General features: G+C 66.8%; 14 protein-coding genes. 4 read left to right on the top strand and 10 right to left on the bottom strand.

Going from position 1 to position 18114, the window contains the following annotated elements; all coding sequences use genetic code 11:
* Positions 1-29: 29 nt before the first annotated feature.
* From AC1D2L_RS10595 to AC1D2L_RS10570, 6 genes are read right to left on the bottom strand one after another with little or no spacing between them, the layout of a single operon-like run.
* Positions 30-644: a sarcosine oxidase subunit gamma gene (locus AC1D2L_RS10595; RefSeq protein ID WP_476845818.1), complete on the bottom strand. Its 615-nt coding sequence runs from the start codon at positions 642-644 to the stop codon at positions 30-32.
* Positions 631-3555 carry a sarcosine oxidase subunit alpha family protein gene (locus tag AC1D2L_RS10590; RefSeq protein ID WP_476845817.1) on the bottom strand — a complete coding sequence of 975 codons (2925 nt, stop codon included), beginning with the start codon at positions 3553-3555 and terminating at the stop codon, positions 631-633. The genes AC1D2L_RS10595 and AC1D2L_RS10590 overlap by 14 nt, the downstream gene beginning before the upstream one ends.
* The gene (locus AC1D2L_RS10585; RefSeq protein WP_476845816.1) at positions 3552-3827 is read right to left on the bottom strand and encodes a sarcosine oxidase subunit delta; all 276 of its coding nucleotides are present in this window, start codon (positions 3825-3827) and stop codon (positions 3552-3554) included. The genes AC1D2L_RS10590 and AC1D2L_RS10585 overlap by 4 nt, the downstream gene beginning before the upstream one ends.
* 10 nt (positions 3828-3837) lie before the next feature.
* Positions 3838-5115, bottom strand: a complete 1278-nt coding sequence (locus AC1D2L_RS10580; protein ID WP_476845815.1) for a sarcosine oxidase subunit beta family protein — start codon at positions 5113-5115, stop codon at positions 3838-3840.
* Positions 5099-6280, bottom strand: a complete 1182-nt coding sequence (locus AC1D2L_RS10575; protein ID WP_476845814.1) for an NAD(P)/FAD-dependent oxidoreductase — start codon at positions 6278-6280, stop codon at positions 5099-5101. The genes AC1D2L_RS10580 and AC1D2L_RS10575 overlap by 17 nt, the downstream gene beginning before the upstream one ends.
* On the bottom strand, positions 6277-7833 hold the full coding sequence (locus tag AC1D2L_RS10570; RefSeq protein ID WP_476845813.1) for an FAD-dependent oxidoreductase: 1557 nt from the start codon (positions 7831-7833) through the stop codon (positions 6277-6279). The genes AC1D2L_RS10575 and AC1D2L_RS10570 overlap by 4 nt, the downstream gene beginning before the upstream one ends.
* A gap of 398 nt (positions 7834-8231) precedes the next feature.
* Here AC1D2L_RS10570 and AC1D2L_RS10565 point away from each other — a divergent pair, with 398 nt between their 5' ends.
* Positions 8232-8759 carry an ECF-type sigma factor gene (locus tag AC1D2L_RS10565; protein ID WP_476845812.1) on the top strand — a complete coding sequence of 176 codons (528 nt, stop codon included), beginning with the start codon at positions 8232-8234 and terminating at the stop codon, positions 8757-8759.
* Here the strand turns inward: AC1D2L_RS10565 and AC1D2L_RS10560 are convergent.
* On the bottom strand, positions 8756-11368 hold the full coding sequence (locus AC1D2L_RS10560) for a serine/threonine-protein kinase (RefSeq protein ID WP_476845811.1): 2613 nt from the start codon (positions 11366-11368) through the stop codon (positions 8756-8758). The genes AC1D2L_RS10565 and AC1D2L_RS10560 overlap by 4 nt on opposite strands.
* Before the next feature lie 19 nt (positions 11369-11387).
* Positions 11388-12152: a GntR family transcriptional regulator gene (locus tag AC1D2L_RS10555; RefSeq protein WP_476845810.1), complete on the bottom strand. Its 765-nt coding sequence runs from the start codon at positions 12150-12152 to the stop codon at positions 11388-11390.
* Positions 12153-12231: 79 nt separating this feature from the next.
* On the opposite strand from AC1D2L_RS10555, the gene AC1D2L_RS10550 reads away from it, so the two are divergent.
* From AC1D2L_RS10550 to AC1D2L_RS10540, 3 genes are all read left to right on the top strand, one after another.
* Positions 12232-13188, top strand: coding sequence for a PfkB family carbohydrate kinase (locus AC1D2L_RS10550; protein WP_476845809.1), 957 nt, complete (start codon positions 12232-12234; stop codon positions 13186-13188).
* Between the two features lie 149 nt (positions 13189-13337).
* Positions 13338-14474 (top strand): helix-turn-helix transcriptional regulator, encoded by a 1137-nt coding sequence (locus tag AC1D2L_RS10545; protein ID WP_476845808.1) that lies wholly within the window; start codon positions 13338-13340, stop codon positions 14472-14474.
* Between the two features lie 417 nt (positions 14475-14891).
* Positions 14892-15455, top strand: coding sequence for a helix-turn-helix transcriptional regulator (locus AC1D2L_RS10540; RefSeq protein WP_476845807.1), 564 nt, complete (start codon positions 14892-14894; stop codon positions 15453-15455).
* A gap of 5 nt (positions 15456-15460) precedes the next feature.
* On the opposite strand, the gene AC1D2L_RS10535 is transcribed toward AC1D2L_RS10540, so the two are convergent.
* Positions 15461-16642 carry a M23 family metallopeptidase gene (locus AC1D2L_RS10535; protein WP_476845806.1) on the bottom strand — a complete coding sequence of 394 codons (1182 nt, stop codon included), beginning with the start codon at positions 16640-16642 and terminating at the stop codon, positions 15461-15463.
* Between the two features lie 445 nt (positions 16643-17087).
* On the bottom strand, positions 17088-18023 hold the full coding sequence (locus tag AC1D2L_RS10530) for a type III secretion system effector protein (RefSeq protein ID WP_476845805.1): 936 nt from the start codon (positions 18021-18023) through the stop codon (positions 17088-17090).
* Positions 18024-18114: the final 91 nt, after the last annotated feature.

Raw genomic sequence — 18114 nt, 5'->3', positions numbered from 1 at the left:
GAAGGTCCAGTTCTGACAGATAACGAGGGTCACGCGGCGGCTCCCTGCGAGGGGCTGAAGGTCCAGCCATGGCTGGCAGCGGCCGCATTCAGTTGGTCGAGCAGCCATTCGGCGAAGGTCGAGCCGACGATCAGCCCGAAACTCGGAACCGCCCCGCCGGTCCGGTACAGCTGGCAGGATACATGACCGACGAACGTCACCGCGCTGCTGCCGGGCGGGAAGGCACGGTCATGCAGGTCGAGACGGCAAAGCCGGGCGAGCACCGCCTGGGCGTGCACGCCGCGCAGTTCGAAGAGGCAGCGGCCATGGCTCTGGTCGACGACGGCGCCGATGCCCTTCAGGCTGTCCTTCAGCGAGGCCGGCAGGCTGTCCTGCTCGCCTTGTGGCGCCCTGATCAGCCAACAGCCCGGCTGGATCCACAGCGCCATCCGGCCCGAAGCCGCGGCGACGCGTCCCGACTGAGGCAGATCGAGCGCCAGCGTCGCTGCGGCGACGGCGGACATGTCGGCCTGGCGACCTTTTCGTGCGGTCACCTGCACCAGGGTCGCGCTGCTTTCGACGATGCTGAGGGCGTCGCCATCGGCTTGGCCGCCCTTGAGCGGCCGTGAGGCTGGAAAGCGCGAACGGCGATCAAGCACGGACACGGGCGTTCTCCGGATCGACATGGTGGGGACTGGTGATCGTGACCTCGACGCTCTCGTCATGAAGCGGCGAGACCGCGAACAGGCGCTGCCCTTTGAGGCTTTCGCCGTTCTCGACGAGGGCGAGCCCGATCCAGCTGTTGAATTCGATCGACTGCGTCACGCTGCTGACCCAGCCCATGCTCGTGCCCGAACCGGCCTCGCGCACGATGTGCGCGCCGCCTCTCAGGCGCTTGCTGGTATCGACCGGGCGGATGCCGACCAGTCGCGGACGGGCGGGATCGGCAAGGCCCGGGCGCCCGAGCAATACGCGGCCGATCACGTCGCCGCTCTTCTTCATCATCCGGCCCATGCCGAGGTCGGCGGCCGTCGTCTGCCCATTCAGTTCCGGGCCGGCGGCATGGCCCTTCTCGACCCGCATCAGACCCATCGCCTCGAGGCCATAGGGCACGATCCCGAACGGCTTTCCAGCGCCGAGCAGCGCCTCCCAGACCGTCTCGGCGTGGGACGACGGGATCGCGACCTCATAGGCGAGCTCGCCCGAGAAGCTGATGCGGAAGAGCCGGACGGGCACGCCCGCAATGATGCCCTCGCCCACGCCCATGAAGGGGAAGGCCTCGTTCGAGAGGTCGAGCCCCTCGACCACGGCAGCCAGCGTCTCGCGCGCCTTCGGCCCGGCGACGGCGACCTGCGCCCATTGGTCGGTCACCGAGCAGAACTGGACATCGAGCTCGGGCCAGACGGTCTGGGCGTGGAATTCCATGTGTTCCAGCACCGGCGCGGCATTGCCGGTCGTGGTGGTGACGACAAAATGGTCCTCGGCCAGGCGCGAGGTGGTGCCGTCGTCGAAGACGATGCCGTCCTCGCGCAGCATCACGCCATAGCGGCACTTGCCGACGGCGAGCGACGCGAAGTTGTTGATGTAGAGCCTGTCGAGGAAAGTCGCGGCGTCGGGGCCCTGCACGTCGATCTTGCCGAGCGTCGAGACGTCGCAGACGCCCACCGCGGAGCGCACGGCCCGGGCCTCGCGGAAGATCGGATCCCAGCCGCTTTCGCCGGGCTTTGGATAGAAGAACGGGCGCAGCCAGGCGCCCGTGGGCTGCATCACGGCACCGTTGCGCACGTGCCAGTCGTGCAGCGCGGTGCGCCTGACGGGCTGGAAATTTGCACCCGTTGCGTGGCCTGCCAGGGCGCCGATGGCGACCGGCATGGTGTAGGGGCGATAGGTCGGAACGCCGACGGCCTCGACAGGCTCACCGCGAGCCTGCGCCAGGATGGCCGAGCCGACGAGGCTGCCGAGCTTGCCCTGGTCGGTCGCCATGCCATGCGTCGTGTAGCGCTTGGCGTGCTCGACATGGCTGAAGCCCTCGCGATGCGCGAGCCGGATATCCTCGGCGGTCACGTCGTGCTGGAGATCGACGAAGCTCTTGCCGTGGCCCTTGACCTCCCAGAGCGGGAGCAGCGGTTCCTGCGAGCGCTCGGGTGCGGGCAGTGCGAAGCCGGGTTTCGTGGCAAAACCGGCAGCGGCAGCCGCATCGAGCCCGGCGCGCAGGCCGTCATTGGCGGCAGCGGAAACACCGAAGACGCCTTGCGCCGCGCCTGCCGAGCGCTCGGCCTGCACCGGCTGCCCGGGGACATGGCTGGCGAGGGCGGTATCCCACTGCGTCTTCGCACCCGACTGGCTTGCCAGGTGGACATTGGGGTTCCAGCCGCCCGAGAGGCAGAGAAGGTCCGCAGACATCTTGTCGACAGCCATCGCGCCGGTCTTGCGGATCTGGACGGTCCTGCCGTCGAAGCCGGCGACCTCGCTGCCCAGCCTGACGTCGATGCCCCGGGCGGACAGAGGCGCCTTGAGTTCGCTGCGTGGGCGGATATCGACGAGCGTAACGCGGCCAACCTTGGCATCGGCGAGGGCCAGGGCGGTCTCGTAGGCGCTGTCGTTGTTGGTGAAGACGACGGCGTTCTGGCCGGGCACCACGCCGAAGCGGCGCAGATAGGTCAGCGCGGCGCCTGCCATCATCACGCCGGGGCGATCGTTGCCGGGCAGTGCGATCAGCCGCTCGCTGGCGCCGGTCGCTAGCACGACCTGCCTTGCCCTGAAGGTCCTGTAGCGCTGGCGCACCTCATGTGCGCCCGGCTGCAGCTTGTGGTCGGAGACCTGCTCGACGCCGCCGAGCAGGTTGTGGTCGTAGTAGCCGAAGATGTTCGTGCGACGCAGGATCTCGACATTCGGCAACGCTTCGAGCGCCGCCAGCATCTCGTCGCGCCAGGCGGCATGCGTCGGGCAGATCAGCAATCCGCCGCCGAGCAGGAAGTCGCGCTCGCACAGGATGACGCGCGCGCCCGCCTCTCCGGCAGCGCGCGCCGCTGCGAGGCCCGCCGAGCCGGATCCGACCACGAGCACGTCGCAATGGGCGTGCATCGCCTCGTAGTGGTCGGGATCGGGTTCGGACGCCGCCCGCCCGAGGCCTGCGGCGCGACGGATCAGCGGCTCGTAGATCTTCTCCCAGAAGCTTTTGGGCCACATGAAGGTCTTGTAGTAGAAGCCCGCCGAGAAGGCCGAGCCGGCCAGCGCATTGACTGCCATCACGTCGAAGGCCAGGGACGGCCAGCGGTTCTGGCTGGCGCTGACGAGGCCGTCATGCAGCTCGATCTCGGTCGCCTTGCTGTTGGGCTCGCGCCGGGGGCCGTTACGCAGCTCGACGAGCGCGTTGGGCTCTTCCGGGCCGGCTGTCATGACGCCACGCGGCCTATGGTATTTGAACGAGCGGCCCACCAGGCGAACGCCATTGGCGAGCAAGGCCGAAGCGAGCGTATCGCCGGGGTGTCCCGTGAACTCGCGGCCGTCGAAGCTGAAGCGGATTGTGCTGCGGCGGTCGATCCGACCGCCTGTCGAAAGACGCTTGGACGTCATGGCGTCGCCTCCGGCAGCGCATCATTGGGGCCTGCGGACGCAGCGATCGCATGGGTCAGCGTGTTACGGCGGACCTTGATCCACTGCCGGCAGCCAACGAAGTGGTGCCACCATTCGTCATGCCAGCCGCGCGGATTGGCCCGGGTGTAGACATACTCGTAGAAGGCCTCCTCCCCCGCATCGGGGGCCGGACGCTTCACCGTGGCGTCGCCACGGTAGTGGAACTCGTCCTGCGGACGCTCACCGCAATAGGGACACGGGATCAGATGCATGGTCGGCGTCTCACTGAGCCCAGGGACTGGGGCCGGCGCCCCGCTCGTCGATCATGCGACCGTCGCGGAAGCGCTCGATCGTCAGGTCGGCATTGAAGGCATGGGGGGCGTCGTTGGCGATCGTGTGCGCGAAGCACCAGCCCGATCCGGGCGTCGCCTTGAAGCCGCCATAGCACCAGCCCCCGTTGAAATAGAGCCCGTCGATCGGCGTCTTGCAGATGAAGGGCGTGCTATCCATGGTCATGTCCATGATGCCGGCCCACTGGCGCAGCACGCGCAGCCGCGACAGCGCCGGGATCATCGAGACTGCCGCGCCCATCAGATGCTCGACGGTGGGCAGGTTGCCGCGCTGGGAGTAGGAATTGTAGCCGTCGAGGTCGCCGCCGAAGACGAGGCCGCCCTTGTCGGACTGGCTGATGTAGAAGTGGCCGGCGCCGAAGGTCACGACGCCGTCGATCATCGGCTTGATCGCCTCCGAGACGAAAGCCTGCAGCAGATGCGACTCGACCGGCAGCTTCAGCCCGGCCATCGTCGCCAGGCGCGAGGTATTGCCCGCCACCGCCACGCCGACCTTCTTGGCGCCGATGAAACCGCGCGTCGTCTCGACGCCGGTGACCCGGCCGCCCTCGCGACGGATACCGGTGACCTCGCACTGCTCGATGATGTCGACGCCGCGACGATCCGCGGCACGCGCAAAGCCCCAGATCACGGCATCATGCCGCGCCGTGCCGCCGCGACGCTGCATCAACCCGCCAAAGATCGGGAACATCGGGTTGTTCATTTCCATGAACGGCGCCATGGCCTGCACCTGATCGCGATCGAGCAGTTCTGCATCGACGCCCTGGAGGCGCATCGAGTTGCCGCGCCGGGCCGCAAGGTCGCGCTGCGAGTCCGAATGGAACAGGTTGAGCACGCCGCGCTGGCTCATCATAACGTTGTAGTTGAGGTCCTGCTCGAGGCCCTCCCAGAGCTTCAGCGAGTGCTCGTAGAAGCGCGTATTGCTCGGCAGCCCGTAGTTCGAGCGCACGATTGTGGTGTTGCGGCCGCCATTGCCGAGGCCGATCGGCCCCTTTTCGATCACGGCGACGTTGGTGATCCCGTGCACGCTGGCGAGGTAATGCGCGGTCGCCAGCCCATGGCCGCCGCCGCCGACGATGATCACGTCATAGGAGGGCTTCGGCTCGGGCTTGCGCCAGGCCGGCTTCCAGCCGCGGTTGCCGGACAGGCTTTCAGTGAGCAGCCGCCAACCCGAATAGCGGTCGGCGATCGGTTCAGGCCGCGTGGGCATCATCGTCATCCGTTTGCAAAGGGAACCAGCCGCGCTCTTCGCGCCAGCCTGGATTGAGGTTGCCGAACCGCGACAGCCGGAAGCTCGAGAGATCGGCGAAATCGCAGGCACCGGTCAGGGCGATCTGCGAGATCGCGCGTCCGGACGCGGGCGACAGGCCAAAGCCGACGCTCGACATGGTCGCGACGATCGCGTTGGTTGCGGTGGGCAAACGGTCGATCACCGGGCGGCCGTCGGGCGTGTTCTCGATGACCCCCGCCCAGCTGCGGATCACGCGGATATGGCCCGCCTTCGGGAACATCTCGGCCAGACGCTTTGCGACATTGCGCGCCAGAGGGCTCGACGGACGCGCCGCGATGGCGTCGTCCTCGGGCGTGAGCCATTCATGCGGCCCGCCGCCATAGGCGAGATTGCCGCGCATGGTCTGGCGGCCGTAGAGATAATTGCCATCGACGCCGCCGATCGGCATCAGCGGCAGCGGTTCGGTGACGATCATCTCGGCGCGGGCCGGAGCCACGGGGACCTCGCTGTCGAGCAGAGCCGAAAGCCGTCCCGTCTGCGGACCGGCGGCCAGGATCAGCGTGTCGCAGGCGAAAGTCCCGGCGCTCGTCTCGACGCCCACGACCTTGCCGCCGCGGCGCTGGAAGCCGGTCACCGCCGTATGCTGGAGGATGCGCCCTCCGAGATCCTGCAACGCCCAGGCATAGGCCTGGACGGTGCGCTGCGGATTGGCATGGCCGCCTCGCTCGTAATAGACGCCGGCAAGGACGTTGTCCCCGGCCAGCGGAACCATGTCGCGCACCTGCTTCGGGTCCAGCCATTCGGCCGGGAAACCCTGCCCAATGGTGTTCTCAACGCCGAGGCGGAAATCCTCGACCTGCTTCTCCGTAAGCGCCACGCGAATGCGCTTGGGCTGGAACTCAGTGGGATAGCCGAGGAGTTCGTCCATCTGCGGCCAGAGCCGCTGCTCCTCCACGAAAAGCGGGCTCTGGTGGTGGGTCGCTCCGCCGCCATTGCGGCCCGATGCGCCCCAGCCGACGATGCCCTTCTCGATCACCAGGACATCAACGCCGGCGCGTGCCAGCCACCAGGCGCTGCTGAGGCCAGTGACCCCACCGCCGACCACGATGACGCTGGCGCCCTTGATCATGCCATCCGTGCTCATGACTGCTGGTCCGCGCCGGTTTCGCTGCCGAGCTTCCAGAACGGCTCCCATTGCCCGGGTATGCCGAACCAGCCCTCCCAGTTCTCCGCAACCGAAAGCGGCTCCTCCGTCTCGGCGAAGGCCGAAAGCGGCAGCGGCCGGACGGGCGCACGGTAACTCGGGAGCGGGAGTTCGCCCAGCGGCGTCCCGGACGCCTGCGCCAGGATTGCGCCGACCTGCTCGCGGCAGCGACGCCCCTGGCAGGGGCCCATCCCCGCGCGGGTCAGGCGCTTGACCTGATCCTGGCTCACCAACCCGTCACCCGCCAGCGAAGCGAGGTCGCGGGCCAGCATCGGCGCCTGGTCGCGCGGCAGATATTTCGGCGGTCGGATGCCGAGCAGGTCCGGCAGGCTGACCTCCTCGCACTGGCAGACATGCGTGTCGGTGGTAGCTACAGCCATCGCGGCCGCGACCCAGGCACCCCGGATGGCAGCGACGTCATCCTGCGGGGCGATCGCAGCCGAGACCGGCAGCGGTTTCCAGGGCAGAGGAGTGCCCGCCGCTTCGAGTTCCGCACAGGCGGCGATCGCCGCGCGGCGCCCCTCCTGCGCGGCGATGCCGGCGTCTCGTGTCTTCCCGGCAGAGAGTCCGGCGCAGTCGCCGGCGGCATAGATGCCGGGCACCGAGGTCCGGCCATCGGCGTCGATCGCCGGCACGTGGCCACCGCGCCCGGCGTCGAAGACGATCGCGGCACCGGCAACGTCGAGGAGTTCGATCACGGGAGCGGTCCCGGTCGCGAGCACAAGTGTATCGCAATCGAGCGTGCCGGATTCGCCGATGCCGTCGGCGTCCTGGACGACCACGCCGATCAGTCCGTCTATGGCGGAAACCACACGTGCGACCATCGTGCCGGTGAGCACAGGAACGCCCCGCGCTGCGATCCCGGCGCAGGCAATTGCGTCGCGGGGCTCGTCGGCGACCTCGACGATCGCGACAACCTTGCGCCCGGCGTCGAGCGCAGCGCTGGCGAACGCCGTCGCCTCAGCGCCGGAACCGAGGATGACAAGCCGTTCCGCTTCCAGGGCATTGTAGCGTTGCAGCAGGGCCTGGGCCGCGGTCACGCCCATGACCCCCGGCGTTTCCCAACCGGGCAGGGCCAGGCCTATATCGCGCCGGCCAGCGGCGACGATCACGGCATCGAAGGAAAGATACCAGCAGCTCTCGCCATCCGTCAGACCAGCGACCTGCCGGGACAGCCAGCGCAGTCCGGGCCGATGCGAAAACAGGCCCCAGACGGCGACGCCGAGCCGGACATCGACCCCCGCCTCAAAAGCCTCGGCAATGCGATCATCGGCGGCAATGACCGCCTCGATCATGACGGTCTTGTTGCGCGTCGCGCCGCTCATGCGCTGGCCGAAATGAAATGGCACATCCAGGCCCATCAGAGCGCTGTCGACCGGATGCTCGTCGACGAGGACCACCTGGACCCCGCGCTGAGCAGCCTCGATGGCTGCGGCGAGGCCAGCAGAGCCCCCTCCGATGACCAGCAGGCGTGCATGTTCGCGTACGGGCAACGGCTTCCCAGCCGTCGACCGTTCGTCACGGCAGATCATTGCAGACTCCCCTCCGCGAAAGCCGGTCGCACGACGTCGTTACTTCAAGACACAGAGATTTGGTTCGCAGAACTGCTTAGCCAAGCAGCGTCTAACGTCCATCGAGGCCACAGATTTCTTTTCTATTTCTAAGGCCGACCTCAGATCCAAGTAGCGATCTCGCCGACTAATATTGAAGTGCTTGAAAGCGTTCACTGTCCTGAAAGCGACGTTTTTTAGTCCGAGGGTGACATTGCAACAGAATGACAACGATCCCTCCAGTGGGGCTCGTCCATGTCCGTCGGGGAAGGCGGGGAACGGCCCGGCCTACGCCATCCGGCGCTTGGACTTGGCGTCTCCTTGGCCATAGGCTGGGTCCCATGGATTCCAGCCCTACGCATGACGCAGCGCATCTCGATGCGCTGACCGGCAAGCTCTACAAGGCGCTGCGGAAGATCGCGCACCGCGAGCGGCTGCGCGTCGGGAGGCCCTCGAGCTTCCAGACCACCGCGCTGGTCAATGAAAGCTACATCAAGCTGCGACAGAGCCATGGCTGGAGCAGCGAGGAGCATTTCCTGGCGAGCGCGGCGACAGCCATGCGGCACGCGTTGGTCGACGCCGCCCGCGCACGGCTCAGCCTCAAGCGCGGCGAAGGCGCCAATGCGGTGCCGCTCGAGGACGAGCATGACATCGCCGCGCCCGAGGATGACGACGTCGTCAGGATCAGCGAGGCCCTGGCGGCGCTGCAGGCCGTCGACGAGCGTCTGGTGAAGGTCGTCGAGTGCCGCTTCTTCGCAGGCTACAGCGAGGAGCAGACGGCGCGGGTGCTGGGCATCAGCGACCGCACGGTCCGGCGCGACTGGCTACAGGCAAAGGCCTTCCTGTTCCGCGAACTCCAGGGCAGCTAGGGCTGGACTGTGCCGGGTCGGCTCCCTGCCCAGGGTGCAGACGTGGCGGTATTCTCCAGGATTACGCGCAACTGCCGGGCCTCAGGCGCGTGGATCGCGCCAGCCGGACCTGCTTGCGCCAGAACGGCGTCGAGCGCGTCGATGTCGCTGCGGGCCCCGGCTGAGTCGCCGGCCCGCAACCGCAACTGCGCGCGCGCCGCGAGCGAGAGGCCATGATAGATATGGCCAGTCCCGAAGGCGTCGGCGCTGCTCGCGATCGCGCGCTCGATCTCGGGCGCCGCATCGCTGTCTCGACCACTGGCCATCAGCCCGATCGCACGGCTCTGGCGCAGCACGATCGTCGTTGGGCTCGCCTCGCCCGAGAAGGCCGCGCTGAAGGACAGGGCCTCCTCGATCACCGCCAGCCCCTCATCGATGCGCACGGTGGCGAGCAGCATCCGGCCGAGGCTCAATTGAAGGGCGGCGAGCGCGGCCGAGGGGCCCTGGAGCGCGCGCAGTTGCTCGACTGCCTGGCGCAACAGCGCCTCGGCCTCGACGGCCTTGCCCCGCAGCAATGCCAGGTTGGAGCGATGACCGAGCAGCGCCGCGCCGGTGGCCGAGCGGCTCCGTCCATAGCGTTCAAGCAGGCGGGTCGCCTCTCCGAAGCTGCGCTCCGCCTCGTCGAGCGCGCCATTATCGAGATAGTGGACGCCGAGATTGTGCTGCAGGCTGGCAACCTCGCCATCACTCTCGCCGGCGATCCCGGTGAGATCTCCGATCGCACCGCGCAGCAGCGTTATCGCTCTGTCGCGCTGGCCTCGCACGCGCAACAACCCAGCCTCTATCCCGGCGGCCTGGGCGAGTTCCCTGGCATAGAGGGCCCGATCGGTCTGCCAGAGACCTTGCGCCTGCTCGAGGGCGCGGGCGGCATCATCCAGCCGGCCGAGGCGCACGAAGACCGCCGCCAGGGTCTGCCGCGAAGTCGCCAGTTCGCGTGCGTCGCCGGAGGCCTCTGCCAGCGCGACCACGCGCTGAAGCAGCGTCGTCGCGGCCGGGAAATCGTCCAGCTCCGCATAGAGGTCGCCCAGCGTGCGCAGGATCGCGGCCGATCCAACGCCCTGGGTGGAACTGGCTTCGCGCTGTGCCTGGGCGGCGGTGGCATCGAGCATCTGCTTTGCTGTCGCAACGGCGGGGCCGCCGGCCGAGCCCGCCGTGCGGATCAACAGCCTGACGTAATCGTGCACGGCCGAGGCCCGCTGGCTTTCGATGACGGCGTCCTGTTGCGCCGCAAGACCGTTTTGATGCCGCCAGAGCATGCCCGCCGCCGCTGCGCCCAGCGTGGCGACGAGCATGGCCAAGGCGACCAGGCGGCCTCGATTGCGGCGCAGGAAACAACGCAGCCTGTAGCCCGCACTGTCCGCGTGGGCCGCGACCGGCCGGAAGGCGCGATAGCGGTCGAGATCCTCGGAGAACGCCGCGACGCTGCCATAACGGTCCTGCGGATCGTAGCGCATCGCCTTCTGGATGATGGCGTCGAGGTCCCCGGTGACACGCTCACGCGGCACCGGCGTGTGGTCCAGCTGCGCCATGGCTTGGCTCGCCAGCGGGCTCCTGTCCTGGATCAGCCGCAGCGCCCCGGCGAAGGGTGTGCTGCGCAACTGCCAGGGCGGGCGGCCGACGACCAGCTCGAACAGCATCGCGCCGAGCGCATGGACGTCGATGGCGGTGGTGGAGTGGCGTCTCTCGAACTGCTCGGGCGCGGCATAATCGGCCGTCAGGACCGCCTGAGTAAGCGTATCATCGCCGCTCTCGGTGAGGATACGCGCGACACCGAAATCCAGGATCTTGACCTGCCCCTCGGCTGCGACCAGCACATTGTCCGGCTTGAGGTCGCAATGGACGATGAGGTTGCGATGAGCATGGGACACGGCGTCGCAAACGGTCTGGAACAGCGCCAGCCGCGCTGACAGATCCAGCTTGCGGGCGCTGCAATAGGTCGTGATCGGCTCTCCCTCGACATACTCCATCGCCATATAGGGGCGACCATCGGGCGCCGTGCCGCCATCGACGAGGCAGGCGATCGCGGGATGGCCGAGCCCCGCCAGAATCTGCCGCTCCCCCCGGAAGCGCTCGAAATGCTGGGCGGCCTCGGGGCGCAACAGCCTGAGCGCGACGACCTGCCGGAAATGACCATCGGCGCGGGCCGCGCGATAGACCTCGCCCTGCCCGCCCCTGCCGATCAGCAGTTCAACGCGAAACGGGCCAAGGCGCGTGCCGACGGTCAGCGGCGGGCAAGCAGCCAGCGTGGCGGAGTTCTCGGGATGGACCGTGGTGGGCGGACGCTCGAAGAAGGTGCCGGCAGCATCGGAGGCCTCGACGAGCGCCAGAGCCTCGGCGATCACATCCGCTGCCGCGTCGGTCGAGCCCAGCGCAGCGGCACGCTCCGACGGCGCGAGGTCGACCAGGCGGTCGAACAGCGTGCGCACCGCCTGCCAGTGCTCCTTCCGCAATTCGGCATGCTGGTTCATGAGCGTCTTCGCGCGGAAATCCTCGCCGTCGATCTTCGGCTGCGACGAGCCTGCCTCGCCGCGGCTGCCGATAAGACCCGTCCGGGCCCGATCGCTCGTCATCTATCCGGAGGACGACCCTTCAGGCTCGCAGCGTCAGCTTGTAGGCATAGGCATCGCCACGAAACAGGCCCTCGACATATTCGATCATGTCGCCGCCAAGTCCGTAGCTGCGGCGCTTGATCAGCAGGCAAGGCACCGGTTCACGGAAATCGAAGATGGCACATTCCTCGGCCGTTGGCACTGCGGCCTCGATGGTCTGGTCGCAGACCGCGAGCGGCGCGCCCATCTGCTTGAGCAGCGCATAGACCGATTGCGAGAGATCGGCGGTCGCGAGGCCCGGGGCCGCCTCGAGACTGTACCAGGCGACCTCGCGCGACATCGGGATTCCGTCGCCGCTGCGAACCCTGATAAGCTTGAGGAATTGGGCGTGGGAGGGCTGGTTGAAGATCGAGGCGATGGACCGGTCCGAGACCACAGCGCATTCGAGGATCCGCGACGACGGCACGCGGCCGAGCTCGCGCATCTCGTCGGTAAAGCCCTTGAGCCTGTCCATTCCCGGATGAAGACGGGATCCGCCATCCTGGACGATCGACCCGAGCCGCCCCTGCGCGCTGAGGAGCTTGCGCTCACGCAGCAGGCTGTACGAGCGCTGGACGGTGGCGCGGCTGACATGCAGGCTCTCCGCCAGTTGCCGCTCGGCAGGCAAAGTCGTCCCGGCAGCAATTGTGCCATCGCCGATGAGTTCGATCAGCCGATCCGACAACTGCTGATAAAGCGGCTTTGCAGTGTCGTTCCCGAATTTCAGCAGGTCGAGCAGGGACGGCACCGAGGGCAAGCTTGTCATCGCTCCAGTGATAAGTGGCGGTCGCATCGGCGGTCGCTAATGAACGCGCCGACGAACCGGGTAGCAGGATCCTAGCATTATGGCGACGGCGTCTATCTTCGTTCTGGGCAGTTTTGTCATCGCCTGCTCCGCAAAGGTCGCCCGCTTCCCACGGGCGGGGGAATCGCTACGCGCGGACCATGTCACGGTCGAGCCCGGCGGCAAGGGGTTCAACCTGGCGTTGGGCGCACGCAGGCTTGGCATCGCCGTCGACGGCCTGCTCGCCGTCGGCGACGATCTGCTCTCCGTATTCGCGGAACCGGCTCTCGAATCCGCCGACCTGCCGGCAAGCATGCTGGCGCGCTTTCCCGGGCGCACCGGCAGTGGCATCGGCTTCATCGACGCGACCGGCGAAAACTGCCTTGCGGTCGACTCCGGCGCGAATCTGCGCCTGGCGGCGGAGAATGTGCGTGCAGTCGCTCACGAGGTGACCCGCGCCGGACTCGTTCTGGCGCAATTCGAGATCGGCGACGCCCCGATCCTGGAAGCCTTCACGCTCGCGCGGGCTGCCGGCAAGCGCACGATGCTGAATCCGTCGCCGTTCCGGCCCGTGACGGCGCCCCTGCTGGCGCAGACCTCGATCCTGATCGTCAATGCCGCAGAGGCCGCCGCGTTGGCGCAGGAGTTGGCCCCCGATCTCGCTTTCGGCACCGGGGCCGATGCGGCAGGACAGGGCCATCGCCTGGCCGAGAGGGTTTTCGAGCGAGGCGCCGACACGTTGATCATCACTCTGGGATCGCAGGGCGCGCTGGCCTTTCGCAGGGACGAGCCGGACCTGGTCCAGCAGGCCTTTCCGGTGGAGCCCGTCGATACGCTCGGGGCCGGCGACGCCTTTGCCGCCGGACTGGCCGCGAGCCTGGTCCAGGGCCTCGACCTCCAGACGGCCCTGCATCGCGCCGCCGCCTGCGGGGCGATGGCGACGCTCGGCACGGGTGTTTTCGACATCCTGCCTACGGCTGCGGCTCTCGAAGCGTTCCTTCGCCGGCACACCAGATAGCCTATCCCGTTTTGGATTGTTTTTGGACTTTCCAAAAGCGATACCGTGATGATAGCCTCGCCCCCGCGGGACTGGCGACTGTGCCGCGAGCGGAGCGTTCGGGCCCTGGCGCCCGCATGCGCCGCGCCTAGCGGATGATGGAGCGGCGGATGACGCATGCGAAGATCGACGCCGTTATCTCCGCCATCGATGGACTGCTTGCCGGCGCGCTCGATAGTGAGCAGTTGCCCGTCGCCATCGAGCGCATTCGTATCCTGTTCGACGGGTCGAAGGCCTGCTTCGCTCGGTTCGGCCCGAATCTCGGCCCCGAGGACGCGATAGCCACCAATCCCGACCCCGAGATGCAAAAGCTTTGCTATGGCGAACTGGCAGCGGAGTTCGTGGACCTTGCCGGCTTCATCTCGAACGTGCCCGTAGGCCGGGTTTATCAGGACCATCTGCTGTTCGGGCGCGACCGGCTTCAGGGCAGCCGGGTCTGGCGGGAATGGATGGCCCCCCAGGACATGTATGGCGGGATGGCCTGCCGCACGCTCGCGGACGACCGGTCGTTCTGGTTCGTCGACGTGCAGCGCGGCCGCAACCAGGAGCGCTTCGACGCGGACGATGTCGCCCTGTTCGAGCGGATATCGGCTGTGGCGCGTCGCGTAGCCGGCCTGCAGCAGCATCTCGGCCACCTGCGCATCCAGCGCGACATGGCGCGCCACGCGCTGGATGCCCTGTCCGTTGCGGTGCTGATCGTCGATCAATCGCTGCAGCTGGTCTACGCCAACGCCACGGCGGACGACATTCTGGCGCATCCCGCAGGCGCGCTGAACCTTCGCGGTGGGCGGATCTCGGCCCGCAACCGGGCTGACCAGTCCATGCTGAGACAGCTGATCGCAGGGTCGGGCGACAAGCGCGCGATCGCGTCCTCCTGCCGCAACCAGATGCTGCTGAGGGCGCCCGGCAACGAGGGCCAGGGCGTCTCCGTTTCGGTGATGCCGCTGCCTGGCGGATATGGACTGCCCAACGGCCCCTCCGATGTCATGCTGCTTGCCCGACCGCTGCAATCGGTCATCGATCTCGCTGCCACGGCCCAGCAATTGTTCGGCCTGACAGAAGCCGAGGCGCGCTTTGCCTCGGCTTTGGCTTCCGGACGGTCGCTGGCGGAGGCGGCTGACGACCAGGGCGTGCGCATCTCCACTGCCCGGACCCATCTCGCGCGCATCTTCCAGAAGACCGGAACGCGGCAGCAGAGCCAGGTCGCAGCCCTGCTGCGCTCCGCCGAACTGCCGATGCGTGGCTGATTGCAGCGGGCTTCCCGGGACATCCCAGTCGCGAGTGACAAAACCGGCGGCCGGCCTCGGTACCGTCTCGTCACTCCCGGTTCGGGGCCATCTCGAAGCCACGTTCATCGCCCTCGCCCGTTGGCTGCCCAGGACCCCGTCGCCCATCGCCGGCATGGCCACACACCGCCAGGCCGCCATGCCCTCGAACGATACGTCTTCCGTTAGGGAAGTCGTCCCCCAAATGGTGGAGCGCCATGGCGATTTGGTAGCATTCCACGTCGCTCGCGGGGCCGGCTGATAATATTAGCCGGCCGATGTCCGGATTTTCCGAGCGCTTGCGTGATCCCTAGTAGGACACTCCAATCCGGGTCAACGCACATGCAACTCCAGACCTCCCCGTCGCTTCACGCCCCGATACCCCGCCCGATGCTGAGCATGAGGCCGCGCTTCTCTCACCAGGCCGGAAGCATCGCGCTGTTCATGGTCGGCCGGGATCTGAGCATCCGCTCCACCAACGACGCCGGCCGCGACCTGATGTCGGAGGACATCGTCAGGACGCGGCGCTTCGCGACCTGCGACGGCACCGTCAACAGCCGGCTCCAGCGCTGGCTGCGCGAACAGACGCTGCGTAACGACACGGACGAACTCCGCCTACGCCTCGACACCGATTGCGGGCGGACCTTTTCGATCACTGCGATCTGCACCGGCAGCGACGAGGCGGTCAGCGTCGACGAGGCCGAGATCATCATCCTGGTTCAGGAGCCGGAAGCGGCCGGACGGTCCAAGGTCGCGATGGTCGCCGCCGCCCATGGCCTGACGCCAGCCGAGACGCGGCTGCTCGGGCTGGTCTTCAAGGGGCTCGACACACCCGCCGCCGCCGAGCACCTCGGCATCTCGAAGACCACCGCACGTACGCATCTCCAGCGCATCTTTGCGAAGACCGAGACCGCTCGCCAGAGCGCACTGGTCCACTTCGTCGCGACCTTTGTGAAGCCCTGAAGCTTTCAGGGGCGCGCGGTGAGGTCCTTCGCAAAGCGATCGCCCGTCAGGATGAATGTCAGCGGGTTCAACGCCTCGTCGCCGCGCCGTGTCTCATAGTGGAGATGCGGCCCGGTCGAGCGGCCGGTCGACCCTGCCCGGCCTATGACCACGCCTGCTGCGACGATGTCGCCGGCCTTGACGTCGAAGGCGTTGAGATGGCCGTAACGCGTTGTCAGGCCATTGCCATGGTCGATCTCGACGAGGTTGCCATAACCGCCAGCGACCTCGGCGCGCAGCACTTTTCCTGCGCCGGCGGCCCTGATCGGCGTGCCGGTCGTGGCGCGAAAATCCATGCCGGCATGCATTGCGTCGGACCCTGTGAACGGATCGGAGCGCGAGCCGAAATTGCTTGTCGTGCTGTCATCGCCATCTAGCGGTCGCTGCAACGGCACGATCAGCGCCAGATCGCGCCAGCGACCGAACACCGTCAGGCCGTCATTGAGCTGTGCCAGCCTGTGCTCGAAGTTGCCCGGGCGTGACGCAGCCGACAACGGGACGAGCGGCCCGCCAATCGCTGCCCTCGCCGGCGGTAACCTTAGCCGGGCAGGGTCGAGACCAAGCTCGGCAAGGCCAGCCCTGACCTCTTGGACACGCGCGGCAAGCCCCGCCCCAAGCGCCGACACCTGCCGGGCCTGCGCGCCGTCGACACGGTCCAGCGACGCGCCGAGAATCGTGATCCGCTCCGTCAGAGCGAGCGTCTCGCCGGCCCGCAGGCTGGTCGCTACCTGATTGCGCAAAGGCGCCGCGGCGTTCGGCGCTACGCGGTCGAGGATGTTGGCGGGAGCGAGGTCGTTGACCGCAAGCCTGCCGGATCCGGCCGCCGGCGCTTGCGCGCCCGGGGGCGGCAGGATCGGCGCCAGCGCCTGGTTTGTGATGGCGCCGAGCAGGTTCTGGCGTGTTTCCAGCTCGACCTGACGCGCGATCAGGTCGGCAAGATGGTCCGGCGCACCCTCTGCACCCGCAGCCTGCGACCCGGCCGGACCCTGTGTCAGGATCGCGCCGACCAGGCGGCGGGTCCAGACACGCTCCCGCTCTTCGTTGCGAGCCTGGGAGAAGGCCTGCTCCTGCCGCAGCGTCGCGACGACGGCCCTCTCCGCGACGAGCAGATACGTCGCGATCGCAGCCCAGCCGAGCGCGACGATCATCAGCGCAATGAGGACGGCCGAAGCCCATCTGCCGCGTGGCGAGCGACTGCGGCTCCCTGGCCGGCGCGATTCGCCGGGACGTACGGAGGTTGGCTGGCGCATCGCCCCGCCAGCACGGCTTTTCAGGCGAACAGGCTGCATGGTGCCGCCCCGATCTTCACTCATGCAGCATTATGCCCGGTTTTGGACGAGTGTGCTCGCAACGATCCGGTTCGACTGCCTCGTGGTACAATTGACGGACTTGCCGATCCGGAACGTCGCACTACACATCACGTGTGGATACAGCGTCCCAGCGCGCGGACGACTGCGTGGGTGCAACCGCCGCGGCTTTGGCAGAGACATGATGCGGCCTCCCCAGTCTGCTATTATCCGCCACCGGTACGCGCCCGGATCAAGCGTACTCAACATCTGAAAGCGCCCGTCGCGAGCGTCGCAGATTACAGCATCAGAACGGGTTCCAAGGCGCGTTAATGGCGCTTACATGCCCGTATAAAATGGGTTTGGCCGCTCGAAGCTTATCCAAGTTCGGCTTCGCAAAAGCCCAAAACTGGTCGAAGTCCTTGTATTTTGCCGGCATATTCTGGAAATTCAAATGATCCTTCCTAAGCGGCCGCCCTCTCATGGACGCGTATACGTTGGTCGCGTTGACGGAGAAGAAATCAAACTTGTCATACTGAAAAGGCAACGCGACGTCCGGATCAATCAAGTCGACATATGTTCCTAACGTGCCATCCGCGACGTGGCACAATTCATGAAATAGGATCTCGTTTGGTTGAGCGCCCGGCGCCAAGCTGCCGGAAAAATTCCGCGGCGAGAACTGGACGGCGGAATTGGCATTCTGCTCTCCAGACAAAAACGGGAATATATTGACGTTTCCCGGCAGAGAGTTAACGATCAGCCTGCCCATTTCATTTGCGAGAATGTATTTTATCACTTTTTCGATGCCGGTGACCCAATCCGGGCCGGTCGTCTTGAGGTCAGCTTGCTCTGCACCTGCAGGATTCAAGATCAACTTCGAAGAAAAAGCGCTTGGCCGCGCCGCCAGATTGTTCGATGGGCGGTCGGTCGAAACAAAATTTATTGGCAAAGCAGCTGTTTGTGGCCTGCCTGACGAGTCATAGGCCGCGATATTGTCGCCGGCCTTCAATCCTCGCAGCATGAAATACACATGCCGATTTGCGTCCTTTTTATACGCTGGCGGCGATTGAAAGCGATTGCTGGGAATCGACACATACGCATTTCCGGGCGCGCACAGCTGGATCGTCCAGTCCATACCAGCGGCCCAAACCGCGACGGCGGCGTTTCCCGAAGAGTCTTTCAGGGCCAAACTGCTCAAACCCGGGCTGTTCGCTGTCGCGGGAATACCGACAAAATGGGGCATGGTCAGCTCCTTGTTCTCTCGAGGCTTCAATCACCTCACGGAACGACGTGAGGCGGTCGACTTCAGGACCAAGCAGGGCCTCAAAGTCAGG

The sequence above is a fragment of the Allobosea sp. P1_B10 genome, assembly GCF_056406735.1.
This window is presented reverse-complemented; position numbering and strand designations above follow the sequence as displayed.